We start from the raw sequence: 13445 nt of genomic DNA, 5'->3' as shown, positions 1-13445 counted from the left end.
CATCTACTACGTTTGGCTCGCAGGGGCCGACCATAGCAGCATTTTCGGAAAATCGGCAAGCCGTCTACCAGCGGTTTTGATATTTCGGATTTCGGTATGGTCGAGGGCGATCGGTTAAACGTAGTAGATAGGCCCATTTCGTGGCGAACAGTAGGATTCGCGGTCCAAGGCTGCCGGTTTCGGATGGCCAACCTGGAAGTTGCGGTGGAATAGTTCCTAAAAGGCCCGTGGAAGCTTGAAAACAGGAACCATTTCACCGCAACTTAGGGTGGGATGGGACTAGTGGCGGGATTGGTGGCGGAGCTTGTCGATGGTGGAGTCGGTGCTTCGGCTGCGGGCTTCGGCGGCGCGGTCGCGGGCGTCGGCAGCGGTTTGGCGCTGGCGGCGGTAATCGATCATGCCTTGGATGATGGGCTTGCCAAAGCTCACGACATCATCGTTGTAGATGGCGGTTCGGGCGGCGAGGAGGCAGTCGGTAAAGTCCATATGGGTCTTGCCAAAGAGTTTGACGGCAAGGGAGACAACGGTGGGCTCGTCGACCATGACATCATCGAGCAGCTTGGTCATGGCCGTCGCAATCTCCACACGCGGGACCTTGTAGACGTCACGCAGCGTAACGGCGACGCGCGTGATGATTTCGGGGTAGACGCGAGCGGTGCGTGTGGCGATGACCTTGGCGGCGCGCGGTGACAGGACTTCGTCGTCGTCAAGCAGGTAGCGTAGGATGACGGTCTCGTCGATGATGGTGCTACTCATGGATATCTACTTCCTCGGGACCCAAAATCGAATCGTCGCTTTCCGTGGCAAGGTACTCAATCCAGGCATTGCGCTCCTCGGCGCGGCGATTGGGGTCACCATATGCTTTGAGCGATCCATAGGCGGCGGTGCCGTCCTTTGAGCGCACGGCGACCGGCTGAAAGGGGAGCTTGCGCATCAAAATGCTCTGCGCGACAAAAAGACGGACGGCCTCGGCGAGCGATGTGCCCATGGCGTCGTAGAGACGCTCGGCATGTTGCTTGTCTTCCTCGCGAATGCGCACCTGCAGGATGGCTCGTTTTTGAGTCGATGACATCACTGGCCTCCCTTAATGAGCGTGCAATATGAATAGTCATATACAGCAACGGCTAATAATAGCCAATCTTACAACCATTACTTTATTACACTAGAGTAATTGAGTGTAAACGATATTACAAACGTACTACATCCTTCAGAAACGAGCGTGAAATCTTTCTTGGGCGTACGCATGTATTACACTCACCTTTATAGCTTCTAGAGAATAATTCCAACCTGCCAAAACCCCTGCAATACACCCGTATTGCAGGGCCTATGCTCAAGTTTGCCCCCTGCAACTGCGTATATTAAACTTGTATATCGTTGGAGGAATTCTATCGAAGTGCCTGTTTCGCCGCATGCACTCGATACGCCGATGCCGGACCACGGGCGGTCCGGGGCAACGTCGGCAGGGTCTCTCCGGCATGGGATTCAGGAGGGAGTGAACAACATGGGCAATAAACGAGTCGTGGCTGATTCTTCACGCTGCATTGGGTGCCAAACCTGTATGGCGGCGTGCATCGAAGCACACGATATTCCCGGCAACATCGCCGCACCTCGCTTGCGCGTAACGCGCACCTACGAGATTTCCGCGCCGGTGGCATGTCACCACTGCGAGGATGCCCCGTGCGCCAAGGCCTGCCCCACGGGCGCCTTGTTCTTTGATCCAAAGAACCATCGCATCGGCGTCAACGAGGACAACTGCATCGGCTGCAAGAGCTGCGTCATGGCCTGCCCCTTTGGCGCCGTGAGCGTGGCGACCACGCAGGTCCCCGTCTTAATGGGCGACGTGCGCGTAGGTTCGCAGACTAAGAGCTTCGTGCTCAAGTGCGACCTGTGCGTGGACCGTCCCGGCGGTCCGGCGTGTGCCGAGGCTTGTCCGACCAAGGGCCTCACCCTGGTGGACGAGGAGCGCCTGGCGGAGCTGACTGCCGAGCGTGCCCGCGCCACCATCGAAAACGAGGCGTAGGCGGGCGGCCATACAAGCCCAACGATTGTCAAATAAGTACCGATTAATCGGTAGCAGAGAAAGGAAGGAGGGTGTCATGGAGAAGCATAAAGTGATCTGCCCGTATTGCGGCGCCGGTTGCCAGTTTAACCTCTTGGTCCAAAACGGCCAGGTCGTGGGTACCGAACCGCTCAACGGCATCACCAATCAGGGCGAGCTGTGCCTTAAGGGCATGAGCGGCTACGACTTCATCAACGACACCAAGATCTTGACTCCTCGCGTACTGCACCCGATGATCCGCCGCACTAAGGGCGCGGATCTTGAGCGCGTAAGCTGGGACGAGGCACTGGATTTCACCGCATCTAAGATGCAGGCCATAATTGACGAATATGGTCCTAACGCTGTCATGACCACCGGCTCTTCGCGAGGCGGCGGCAATGAGGCGAACTACGTTATGCAGAAGTTTACGCGTGCGTGCATCGGCACCCACAGCGTGGACAACTGCGCCCGTACTTGACACGGCCCTACTGTCCTCGGTCTGATGGACACGGTTGGTTCAGGTTGCATGTCATGCTCCATCCCCGGTATGGAGGATGCGGGCTGCATTTTCCTCTTCGGCTATAACCCTGCCGATTCGCACCCCATCGTCGCAAGGCGTATCGTGCGAGCCAAAGAAAAGGGTTGCAAGATCATCGTCGCCGATCCGCGCCATATCGAAACCGCGCGTATCGCCGATCTCTACCTTCCGATCAAGAATGGTTGCAACGTCGCGTTCCTCAACGCCTTTGCCAACTGCTTGGTCAACGATGGCCTCTACGACAAGGAATTCGTCGCCGAGCACACGAACGGCTTTGACGAGTGGTGGGAGACCATCAAGAACTACACTCCCGAATCCGTACAGGACATCACGGGTGTCGAGCCCGCGTTGATCCACCAAGCTGCCGAGATGTACGCCACGGCGAAGCCCTCTGCCATCATTGGCTGGGGCATGGGCGTATGCCAGCAGAAGCAGAACCTGAAGACGGTGCACACCATCGCCTCCATCGCCTGCGTTGCCGGCCAGATCGGCAAACCCAATTCCGGTCTCGCGCCCGTGCGTGGCCAGAATAACGTCCAGGGCTCCTGTGATATGGGCATGCTGCCCAACCTGTACCCTGGCTACCAGAAGGTCACCGACCCGGCAGTGCGTGCCAAGTTTGCCAAGGCTTGGGGCGTGCCCGAGGAAAAGCTCCCGCTCGAGGAGGGCTACAAGCTCACCGACCTGGGCCACCTGGTCGACGAGGGCAAGGTGCACTGCTTCTACAACTACGGCGAGGACCCGGTGCAGACCGAGCCCGATTCGGCCGGAATGCGCAAGACGCTCTCCGAGCTGGATCTGTTCATTTGCCAGGACATCTTTATGACGCAGACGACCATGCTCGCCGACGTCATCCTACCTGCCACCTCTTGGGGCGAGCACGAGGGTGTCTTTACTGCATCCGACCGTAGCTTCCAGCACTTTGACGCGGCCGTTCCGCCCAAGGGCGAGTGCCGTCACGACTGGGAGATCTTCGCGGATCTGTCTACGCGCATGGGTTACCCCATGCACTACGACAACACCGAGCAGATCTGGAACGAGTGCATTAGCCTGTGCCCCAACTTTGTGGGCGCGACCTACGGGAAGATGGCTCCCGAGGGCGGCTACGCCCAGTGGCCCGTCAAGAGCACCGATGTGAACGACCACGGTACGCCCGACATGTTCGCTGGTGGCAAGTTCACCACCAAGGACGGCCGCGCCAACCTGATGGCGCACGACTGGGAGGCGCCCTCCGAGCTTCCCGACGATGAGTACCCGCTCATCCTGTGCACCGTCCGCGAGGTCGGCCACTACAGCTGCCGCTCGATGACCGGCAACTGCAAGACGCTGGCGCTGCTTGCCGACGAGCCCGGCTTTGTCCGCATGAATCCCGCGGACGCCCAGGCGCGCGGCATCAAGAACGGCGACATCGTCTCGATTCACAGCCGCCGCGGCCAGGTATACAGCCGCGCCGACGTGAGCGATCGCATCAACAAGGGCACGGTCTACATGACCTACCAGTGGTGGATCGGCAAGTGCAACGAGCTGACCATGCACAAGGTCGACCCGGTCTCGCATACGCCCGAGGACAAGTTCTCCGCCTGCCAGGTCGACGCTATCGCCGACCAGGTCTGGGCCGAGGGCGAGGTCGAGCGTCAGTACACCGAGCTCAAGCAGGCTCTGGTGGACGCCGCCGCTCCCCAGGACGTTGAGCCCGGCGCCGCCAAGTTCGACGACGAGACGCACGTGAACCAAATCGTGTAGTCCCGTTCTCGTTGGCTATTTGGGCCGGGCGTCCCGTACGTTCGGGAGCCCGGCCCGTTATTTTGAAAGGAAGTGGGGATGAACCGCTTCATCGACATCAACCCGGAGAGGTGCATCGGCTGCGGAACATGCCAGTCCGCCTGTGCCGACGCCCACCGGATGCAGGGTCTTCAGGATACGCCGCGCCTGGCGCTCGTGAAGACCGGCGGTATTTCGGCCGCCCTTGCCTGCCACCATTGCGAGGGTGCCCCCTGCGCCGAGGTCTGCCCGGTGAATGCCATCGAGCACGATGGCGATCGCATCCACGTCAAGGAGCAGGAGTGCATCGGGTGCAGGCTGTGCGCCATCGCGTGCCCCTTCGGAGCCATCCATCCCGATGGCACGTCTATCGCCGGTGTCGCAGGCATGTGCGACCCGACGCCTTCGTATCCTAAGTCCCTGAGCAGCCTGCTTACGTGGGCTCCTGGCCAGTACACCTGCGCCGTCAAGTGCGACCTGTGCGCCTTCGATCCGGACGGCCCGCATTGTGTGGCGGCGTGCCCCACCAAGGCGCTGACCGTCATGGGCGGCGCGGCCGATCGCGAGCTCGACGAGGCCAAGCGCCTGCGTTCGATCGAAAACGGTCCGGTCGTCGACGTTACCGCTGTGGCCCAGGGCCTGTCCGAGAAAGCAGAAGGGAGCGTAAACAATGGATAGCATGACGCTGTTTATCGCATCGCTTGCCGTCTCGTGCATCGGTGCGCTCGCCTCGGTTCTGCTGATCAAGGCCGATAACGCCGCCAAAACCGCCGGCTGCCTTATCGGCGCCGTCGCCGCGGTGCTTTCGTTTGTGGCCGGTATCCAGGCCGTGCTGGGCGATGTCACGTCGGTCGACACCATCGTGTTCTTCCCGTTTGCCCATTTCCAGCTGCTGCTCAATCAGTTGTCCGGCCTGTTCGTGGCGCTCATCTCGGTGCTCGCGTTTGCCGGTTCGATCTACGGTCTCAACTACTTTGATGAGTACCCGGGCAAAAAGGGCCGCGCTGGCTTCTTCTTTAACACCTTCGTGGCGTCCATGATGCTCGTCATCACCGCCGACAACGTGTTTTGGTTCCTGGTCGCCTTTGAGCTCATGTCGCTGACCTCGTACTTCCTGGTCGTGATCGAGGAGAACGAGAATTCCATCCACGGCGGTTGGCTCTACTTTGTGATCGCACACGTGGGCTTTGTGCTCATCATGGCGAGCTTCCTCACCATGACCAACTTCGCCGGTGGCTCGTTTGCCTTTGCGGATTTCCGCGCTACGCAGTTTAGCCCCGCGGTCGCATCCGTGTGCTTCGTGCTCGCCTTCTTTGGATTTGGCGCCAAGGCCGGTATCATCCCGCTGCACGGCTGGCTGCCCAAGGCACATCCCGAGGCGCCGTCCAACGTGTCGGCCCTCATGTCCGGCGGCATGATCAAGATCGGTATCTTCGGCATCCTCAAGGTTGGTCTCGACCTGCTCTCCGCCTCGGGCGTTCAGGTTTGGTGGGGCCTTATGGTCATGGTCTTCGGTGCGATCTCGTCGGTTCTCGGCGTGGCTTTCGCCCTGCAGGAGCATGACATCAAGCGCCTGCTGGCCTATCACTCCGTCGAGAACATCGGCATCATTCTGCTCGGCGTCGGTGCCTCCATGGCCGCCATGGCGCTCAACTCGGTCGGTATCGCCGTCCTGGCTCTGATGGCCGCCCTCTACCACACGTTTAACCACGCGATGTTTAAGGGCGAGCTGTTCTTGGGCGCCGGTGCGCTGCTGTATTCTACGGGTACGCGCAATATGGAGAAGATGGGCGGCCTGTTCCGTCGTATGCCGGCAACGGCCATCTGCTTCCTCGTTGGCGCGCTTGCCATCTCGGCCATCCCGCCCTTTAACGGCTTTGTTTCCGAGTGGTTTACCTACCAGTCGCTGTTTAATGCCGCCATGCAGGGCGACAAGGCCGTCATGATCGTGGCCGTGTTCGCTGCCGTCGCGCTTGCCATTACCGGCGCGCTGGCTGTCACGTGCTTCGTCAAGGCCTATGGCGTCTCCTTTGCCTCCGCGCCCCGTTCCGAGGCTGCGGCCAATGCCAAGGAGGTTCCCGCCCCCATGGTGTTCGCGCAGGGCCTGCTCGCGGCCATCTGCGTCGTGCTGGGCATTGGCGCTCCCGTGATCGCGCCCGTGCTGGTCGATGTCGCCGCGTCCGTGCTGCATCCGTACGGCGGCGTGTTTGCCGCCGAGGGCATGGAGCTCATGAACCAGTACTCCGGCGCTGCCACCTCCACGCCCGCGATCGCTATTGCGCTCGTGGTGCTCGTCGGTCTTGCCTGCGGTTATCGCAAGCTCAAGACCGTCGGCAAGGTGCAGAAGTCCCAGCCGTGGGCATGCGGCTATGCTCCCAACGAGCATATGCCCGTCGTGGCCACGACCTTTGCCTCCGAGGTGTCCTGGTTTATGCAGCCGCTCTACACGCTGCGCGACCGCTGCACGGCCGTCTGCTGGTCCATCGCGCACTTCTTCCAGAAGCTCACCGGTGTGGCCGAGGCTGTGGAGCCCGTACCCGACAAGGTTCTCGTCGATGCCCCGCATAAGGGTGTCGAGAAGCTCGCCGACCTCGCGACTAAGCTCGAGGGTGGCAACTACAGCATCTATATCTGCTACATCGTCGCGGCACTCGTGGTGTTCCTCGTGCTCGCCGTGCAAATGGGTTAAGGAGGGGAGAGCATGAACAACATCGTACTTGCCGTTCTGCAGGGCGTGGTCGTCATGGCCGTCGCGCCGTTCTTCTCCGGTCTCGGCCGCGTGATCCGCGCCAAGATGCACAACCGTCGCGGCCCCAGCATCATGCAGGACTATCGCGACCTGGCCAAGCTCTTTGCGCGCCCCGAGTCCCAGAGCGAGGACGCGAGCTTTGCGCTGCGCATTATGCCGCCGCTGTTCTTCGCCGTCGCCTTTATGCTCGCGATGGGCCTGCCGCTCTTTACGGCGCAAAGCCCCATCCCGGTCTTTGGTGACGCCATCACCATCATGTACAGCCTGGCGCTCGCCCGCTTCTTCTTCGCCCTCTGCGGCGTGGATTCGTCCAACGCCTACGCCGGTATCGGCGGCGTCCGCGAGCTGCTCATGAGCGTGCTCATCGAGCCGTCCATGCTGCTGGCGCTGTTTGCCGCCGCCCTGGTGTGCGGTTCCACCGACATCGCCACCATGGGTCAGCACATCATGACGGGCGCCATCGACGCGCCGGTCGCCGTAATCCTCGCCGGCATCGCCTTTGCGATTGCCTGCTACATGGAACTCGGCAAGCTGCCGTTTGATCAGGCCGAGGCCGAGCAGGAGCTTCAGGAGGGCCCGCTCGCCGAGCTTTCCGGCCCGTCGCTTGCGATGGCCAAGCTCGCCATGTCCATGAAGCAGGTCCTGGTCGTCGCCTGGTTCTGCGCGATCTTCGTCCCCTGGGGCGAGCCCGCGACCGTGGGCGCCGCCGCTGTTCTGGGTGCAGTCATCTTCCTGGTGAAGTGCCTGATCGATTTTGTCGTATGCGGCGTGATCGAGAACTCCTGCTCGCGCTCGCGTTTTAAGGTGCTTGGCAATCAGACCTGGGCCGTCGTGGGCATCGCCGTTCTGGCGTTTGTCTTCGTGGTCGTCGGCGTGTAGGAGAAGGGAGAAACAATGTCATTTGCAGTCAGTCTGTCCCTTCTCGGCTTGGTCGCTATCGCGGCCCCGATGGTGGCCTCGGTGCTCGTCGCCCTGTTCCCCCGTCCGTACGCCAAGTGGTTCAGCGTTTTGGGTGCCGCCGTCTCGACGGTCTGCACCATCGCCCTCGCCGCGAATTTCGCTGGCGCCGGCATGCCCGACACGCAGGTCCCCCTGATCTCGTTTGGGCAGACCCTCGTCATGGGATTCACCTTCGATCGCATGAGCACGCTGCTCGCGCCCGCCTTTGTGGGTATCGGCCTGCTTGTCGTGATCTATTCGATTCCCTATATGAGCGAGAATAACCGTGAGCATCCCGACGCACCGCGTCGTCGCTTCTACGCGTACCTCGCGATCTTCATCGGCGCCATGGCCGGCCTCGTGTACAGCTCGACCCTTTTGGGCCAGCTCGTGTTCTTTGAGATCACGGGTGCGTGCTCTTGGGGCCTCATTAGCTACTACATGACGCCTACGGCCAAGAAGGCCGGCATGAAGGCTCTGATCATTACGCATATCGGTGCGCTCGGCCTGTATCTGGGCGCCGCCATCGTGTTTGCCCATACCGGTACCTTCGCCATTACCGCGATTGCCGGCCTCGACGCCAAGCTCAAGGCTATCGTCCTTTTGCTCGTGTTGTTTGCGGCCTGGGCCAAGTCCGCACAGGTTCCCATGTACATGTGGCTGCCTTCGGCCATGGAGGCGCCGACGCCTGTTTCGGCCTACCTGCATGGCGCCTCGATGGTTAAGGTCGGCGTGTGCGTGTTCGCGCGTGCACTCGTCTCTGCCGGCGAGATCCCCGAGATCGTGGGTTGGGTCGCCATTATCGACGCCATGGTCACCATGCTCTTTGGCTTCCTTATGTACCTGCCGCAAAAGGACATGAAGCGTCTGCTGGCCTTCTCCACGATCGCCCAGCTCTCCTATGTGTTCTTTGGTCTGGGCCTTTCGGTCTTTGGCAGCCAGCTGGCCTTCGATGGCGCCGTCTGCCACATCTTTAACCACGCTTTCGCCAAGACGCTGTTCTTCCTGATCGCCGGTTCGTTCTCCTTTACGCTCGGCACGCGTATGCTGCCCAAGCTTCGCGGCATCGTAAAGAAGTACCCGATCTCGGGCGTGGGCTTCGGTGTCGCGGCACTCGCTATTGCCGGCGTGCCGCCCATGAACACGTTCTTCTCGAAGTTCCAGATCATCGCCGGCGGCTTTTCTGTAGGTGCCGGCAACGTCGCGATCCTGGTGCTCGTGTGCATCATGGTCGCCGAGACCGTCGCCACCTTCGCCTGGTTCCTCAAGTGGATGGGCTATTGCCTGCCCGGCGAGCCGAGCGAAGAGGTCGCTGCGGGAGCCCCGCTTCCCCGCGCGATGGCGTTTGTGTTCATCGTGCTCATCATCATGGTCATCGTCAGCGGCCCGCTTTCGGCCAGCTGGATCGGTTAGGAGGTAGAACGACATGGGTTATTCGATCGTCAACATCCTTGGCGGCCTTCTGATCGTCACGTCCACCATGGTGGTTGTCTCCAAGAACATCAAACATTCCATCCACTGGTATGCGGTGCAGTCGCTGGTGCTCGTGGGGCTTCTCGCCACGCTCGGTGTCACCACTGGTGCGCAGGAGCTGCTTATGTGGGCTGGATCTGCCTTTATCACCAAGGTTGTCCTGGTCCCTTATATCCTCAACCGCGCATACAAGAAGATGGGCGAGCCGAGCGACGCATCACTCAAGGCCGGCCTTAAGCCCGCGTGGGCCATCTGCATCATCGCCGTGGAGGTCGCGATTTGCTTTGCCGTCGTGACGCAGATCAGCCTTCCCACGGCCGAGGTCGCAACGCCTGCGCTCGCTATTAGCTTCGCTCACTTCTTTGTGGGCCTCACCTGCATCATCTCGCAGCGCAACATCATGAAGCAGATCTTTGGTTACTGCCTTATGGAAAACGGCAGCCACGTGACGCTCGCGCTTTTGGCCCCCACCGCTCCCGAGATCATCGAGATCGGTATCGCCACCGACGCCATCTTTGCCGTCATCATCATGTCCATCGTCGTGCGTCGCATTTGGGACGACTCCCACTCGCTCGATGCGCGCGACCTGTCCGAGCTGAGGGGGTAGTCCATGGAAACGTTGATTCTCGCCCTGCTCGCGACTCCTTTGGTGTTCTCGCTGGTTATGGCGTTTTTGCCCAAGAACACGTCCTATAACGTGTTTGCCGGTCTCAACCTGGTCTCCGTCGCAGCCGTCCTGGCGCTGTCGATTATGACGGCCGGTGACGTCCTTATGAGCGGCGAAACCGCGAGCGCTCTTGGCCTGTGGTTCCACCTCGATTCGCTGGGCGCCATCTTTGTGCTGCTCATCGGCTTTATCGGTTTTCTTACGGGGCTGTTCTCGCTGCCCTATGTAAAGGCCGATATCGAGGAGGGCTCCATGCCCGCCGAGCGCGCCAAGCAGTATTTTGCACTGTTTAGTCTGTTCGTGTTTACCATGCTGCTCGCGTGCCTGTCCAACAACATGATCCTCGCGTGGGCCGCCGTGGAAGCAACCACGCTTTCCACCGTGTTCCTGGTGGGTATCTACAAGAACAAGACGGCCCTTGAGGCTTCTTGGAAGTATGCGATGGTCTGCACCGCCGGTGTGGCCTTCGGCCTGTTCGGTACGCTGCTGATCTACGCCAACGCCGCCGACGTGATTCCCAACGCCCACGAGGCCGCATTCCTGTCGTGCGTGCTGCCGTATGCCGACCAGTTCGACCCGACGCTCATGCGCCTCGCCTTTGCGTTTATCGTGATCGGCTTTGGCACCAAGGCCGGCCTGTTCCCCATGCACACTTGGCTGCCCGATGCCCACTCCCAGGCCCCGAGCCCTGTCTCGGCCCTGCTTTCGGGCGTGCTGCTTAAGTGCGCCATGCTCGTGATCATGCGCTTCTACGGCTTTACTATCCAGGCCGTGGGCGCCGAGTATCCGCAGCTTTTGCTGCTGATTGTCGGCACGCTGTCCATTTTGGTGGCGGCACTTTCTATGTTCCGCCAGGACGACCTCAAGCGCCGCTTTGCGTACTCGTCTGTGGAGAACGTGGGCGTTATCGCCCTGTGCCTGGGTATCGGCGGCCCGCTGGGTATCGCCGCGGCCCTGCTGCACTGCGTGTTCCACGGCTTTACCAAGACGCTTGCCTTCTGCGTGTCCGGCAACATCCAGCACGCCTTTGGCACGCGTAGCCTGGCCAAGATCCAGGGCGTCGTCGAGGTTGCCCCCGCAACCGCCGCGCTCGCCATTCTGGCGCTGCTCGGCCTTGCCGCCTTCCCGCCCTTTGGCATGTTTATCTCCGAGTTCCTGACTTTTGTCGCCGGTGTTACCGCCGGTCCCATGTGGCTGGTCGTCGTGGTCGCCCTCGGTCTTACCGTGGCCATCTCCGCGCTCACCCGTATCGCACTCAAGTCGGTATTCGGCCATGCACCCCAGGGCATGGGCAAGCATGAGGCCCCGGCGCTCATGCTTATCCCCGAAATCATCCTGGCTGTCATGATCTTGTGGTTTGGCATCGCCACCCCGCTGCCTCTCGTGCACGGTGTGGAGACCGCGACCGGCATCGTGCTCGAGCAGAGCACCGAGGAACTTCACGCGACGCCGATGTACCGCGCTGTGTTCGGTACCGAGACCGCTCAGAGCGAGGTGGAGTAACGAATGATTGAAACTGAGAACAAGGTGTATGCCCGTCGCTGCGAGAGCCATGTCGAGGCCCTGCGCCGCGCCGTTCCGGGCTGCATCGAGAAGGTCGAGTGGCAGTGCGAGGACCAGCTGACGATTACCGTCAAGCAGGACAAGCTGCCCGAGGCCGTCCACTACCTGTATTACGAGCGCTACGGCTGGATTCCCGTGATCATCGGCAACGATGAGCGCAGTCTGTGCGGCCGTTACGCCGTGTACTACGTCATCTCCATGGAGGGGGAGGATCCCGGCTGGGTGACCGTGCGTACCGAGGTCGATCCCGCCAAGATGACGTTCCCGTCCGTGACGCCGTTCGTCCCCGCCTGCGTGTGGGGTGAGCGCGAGCTGCGCGATATGTTCGGCCTGATCCCCGAGGGTCTGCCCGATCGTCGCCGCCTGGTGCTGCCCGATGACTGGCCCAGCGGCCTGTACCCGCTGCGCAAGGACTCCATGGACTACCGCTTCCGTCCCGCTCCCGCGAGCGACATGGAAAACTACGAGTTCTTGGCCGACACCAAGGGCAAGGAGACCACGCTCGTCCCCATGGGCCCGCTGCACATTACCTCCGACGAGCCTGGCCACTTCCGCCTGTTCGTCGAGGGCGAGACGATCGTCGACGCCGACTACCGTCTGTTCTACGTGCACCGCGGCATGGAGAAGGTCGCCGAGACGCGCCTGAACTATGACGCCGTGACGTTCCTCGCCGACCGCATCTGCGGCATCTGCGGCTGCGCCCACTCGGTGGCCTATGCCGAGGCCGTCGAGCGCGCCCAGGGCATTCATGTCCCGCCGCGCGCCCAGTACATCCGTGCCATCATGCTCGAGGTCGAGCGTCTGCACTCGCATCTGCTCAACATTGGCCTGGCATCGCACTACACGGGCTTCGACTCCGGCTTCCAGCAGTTCTTTCGCGTCCGCGAGAAGTCCATGGACCTGGCCGAGAAGCTTTCCGGTCACCGCAAGACCTACGGCCTCAACGTGATCGGCGGCGTGCGTCGCGACATTTTGGCCGAGCAGAAGCTCTCCACGCTCACGACCATCCACCAGCTGCGTTCCGAGGTTCAGGAACTCGTCGATATGCTGCTCTCCACGCCCAACTTTATTGAGCGTACGAGCGGTATCGGCATTCTGGACCGCAAGATCGCACGCGACTTCTCGCCGGTCGGCCCGCTCATGCGTGGCTCGGGCTATGCCCGCGACGTGCGCTTTGACCATCCCTTCGACGGCTACGCCGATCCGGATGTCCAAAAGATGCACGCTGCCACGGCAGACACCTGCGATGCCTTCGGCCGTACCGCCGTTCGCATCCAGGAGGTCTACGATTCGATCGACATGATCGAGACCATGCTCGAGAACTGCCCGTCGGGCCCCATCCTCACCACGGATTGGGAGTACACCCCGCACAAGTACGCTATCGGTGCCACCGAGGCGCCGCGCGGCGAGGACGTGCACTGGGCGATGCTCGGCAACAACCAGAAGTGCTACCGCTGGCGCGCCAAGGCAGCCACGTACAGCAACTGGCCGGTCCTGCGCTACATGTTCCGCGGCAACACCGTGGGCGACGCGGCGCTGATCGTCGGCTCGCTCGACCCGTGCTACTCCTGCACCGACCGCGTGACGGTGACCGATGTCGCCGCCAAGCGCGACCATGTGCTTGACAAGGAGCAGTTCGAGAACGTCTGGCGCGACAAGTCGCCGCTTGCGGGCGAGGGCACCATAGCCGCTCCGCTCGATGAGGAGGCGCTCTAAT

At 61.4% G+C, this 13445-nt stretch carries 11 protein-coding genes; 9 read left to right on the top strand and 2 right to left on the bottom strand.

What is annotated here, in order from left to right; all coding sequences use genetic code 11:
* Positions 1–279: 279 nt before the first annotated feature.
* Entirely contained in the window at positions 280–756 is a 477-nt protein-coding gene (locus AAAX72_RS00250; RefSeq protein ID WP_349128481.1) for a hypothetical protein, read from the bottom strand.
* Complete coding sequence (locus AAAX72_RS00245; protein ID WP_152067705.1) at positions 749–1072, bottom strand: type II toxin-antitoxin system RelB/DinJ family antitoxin; 324 nt, start codon at positions 1070–1072, stop codon at positions 749–751. The genes AAAX72_RS00250 and AAAX72_RS00245 overlap by 8 nt, the downstream gene beginning before the upstream one ends.
* Before the next feature lie 429 nt (positions 1073–1501).
* Between AAAX72_RS00245 and AAAX72_RS00240 the strand changes: the two genes are divergently transcribed.
* From AAAX72_RS00240 to AAAX72_RS00200, 9 genes are all read left to right on the top strand, one after another.
* Positions 1502–2020: a 4Fe-4S dicluster domain-containing protein gene (locus AAAX72_RS00240; protein ID WP_022095206.1), complete on the top strand. Its 519-nt coding sequence runs from the start codon at positions 1502–1504 to the stop codon at positions 2018–2020.
* A gap of 76 nt (positions 2021–2096) precedes the next feature.
* Positions 2097–4319 (top strand): formate dehydrogenase subunit alpha, encoded by a 2223-nt coding sequence (gene fdhF / locus AAAX72_RS00235; protein WP_349128479.1) that lies wholly within the window; start codon positions 2097–2099, stop codon positions 4317–4319.
* A gap of 78 nt (positions 4320–4397) precedes the next feature.
* The gene (locus AAAX72_RS00230) at positions 4398–5015 is read left to right on the top strand and encodes a 4Fe-4S dicluster domain-containing protein (protein WP_022095203.1); all 618 of its coding nucleotides are present in this window, start codon (positions 4398–4400) and stop codon (positions 5013–5015) included.
* On the top strand, positions 5008–7026 hold the full coding sequence (hyfB, locus tag AAAX72_RS00225; protein WP_215673407.1) for a hydrogenase 4 subunit B: 2019 nt from the start codon (positions 5008–5010) through the stop codon (positions 7024–7026). The genes AAAX72_RS00230 and hyfB overlap by 8 nt, the downstream gene beginning before the upstream one ends.
* Before the next feature lie 12 nt (positions 7027–7038).
* Positions 7039–7965, top strand: a complete 927-nt coding sequence (locus AAAX72_RS00220) for an NADH-quinone oxidoreductase subunit H (protein ID WP_022095201.1) — start codon at positions 7039–7041, stop codon at positions 7963–7965.
* A 15-nt stretch (positions 7966–7980) separates the two neighbouring features.
* The gene (locus AAAX72_RS00215) at positions 7981–9438 is read left to right on the top strand and encodes a hydrogenase 4 subunit D (RefSeq protein WP_349128477.1); all 1458 of its coding nucleotides are present in this window, start codon (positions 7981–7983) and stop codon (positions 9436–9438) included.
* 13 nt (positions 9439–9451) lie between these two features.
* Positions 9452–10105 carry a hydrogenase 4 membrane subunit gene (gene hyfE, locus AAAX72_RS00210; protein WP_118237867.1) on the top strand — a complete coding sequence of 218 codons (654 nt, stop codon included), beginning with the start codon at positions 9452–9454 and terminating at the stop codon, positions 10103–10105.
* 3 nt (positions 10106–10108) lie between these two features.
* Complete coding sequence (locus tag AAAX72_RS00205; protein ID WP_349128475.1) at positions 10109–11668, top strand: hydrogenase 4 subunit F; 1560 nt, start codon at positions 10109–10111, stop codon at positions 11666–11668.
* 3 nt (positions 11669–11671) lie between these two features.
* A complete protein-coding gene (locus AAAX72_RS00200; RefSeq protein WP_349128473.1) occupies positions 11672–13444 on the top strand; it encodes a hydrogenase large subunit in 1773 nt (590 codons plus the stop codon).
* Position 13445 lies beyond the last annotated feature (1 nt).

This window comes from Collinsella sp. CLA-ER-H8 (genome assembly GCF_040092335.1).
GTDB lineage: Bacteria > Actinomycetota > Coriobacteriia > Coriobacteriales > Coriobacteriaceae > Collinsella.
This window is presented reverse-complemented; position numbering and strand designations above follow the sequence as displayed.